This is a genomic window from Lactobacillus sp. C449L (genome assembly GCF_059900815.1).
The window spans coordinates 1-634 of record NZ_JBWXGA010000045.1; the positions used below are offsets into that span (position 1 = coordinate 1).

Below are 634 nucleotides of genomic sequence, written 5' to 3' on the forward strand. Positions count from 1 at the left end.
GATCACGATAGCCGTGATCCGGCCGGAGCTCATCCCTTGATCAGCATATGCCATTAACCAGCCACACTCCCTCTCTCGTTCAGGCCTGGACCGGCGCACCGATATGCCGCTGATCCGTTGCGGGGTCCACTCATGTATCAATATGTCATGGACGAGGAGTGCGTCTGTATCGTGACACCGGTGCGGACGCAATGCTTCTGTGGCCGATTCAAGGCGGAACGCGAAATTGGCGGAAACCTGCCGTTCATTTGCGGCAAATTATGGCAATCACTGGATTTTGACGGGGTGTGAGATGAGCAAGAGGGTGCGTTTGAAGAGCCTGCTGGCCGCCTGCCTGCTGACGGCGGCGCCAGCCTGGACGCCGCTCGAATCGCAGGTGATGCCTGCCTATGCCTATGCCGACCTCGCCGATCTGGCGCTCCCCTCGCCGCTCGCCGCCCATGTCCGGGTGAAGAGCGCGGCGCGGCTGAAGGGCGAGCGGGCGGCGGGCGTGCCCGCCGGCAAGACCCGCTTCTACGTGGAGGCGGACGTCGTCTCGCTGATCCGCAGCCCCGGGCCGACGCCCGCCAGGCTCGGTTACCTGGTCGACCTCCCCAACCGCCCGGACGGCAAGCCGCCCAGGATCGAGAAGAAG

The 634-nt window shown here is 64.4% G+C and carries 1 protein-coding gene; it reads left to right on the forward strand.

The features are described 5' to 3' along the window. Positions 1-226: 226 nt before the first annotated feature. Positions 227-634: hypothetical protein (locus AC2JF9_RS08180; protein ID WP_500726806.1), on the forward strand; the 408-nt coding region annotated here is incomplete at its 3' end.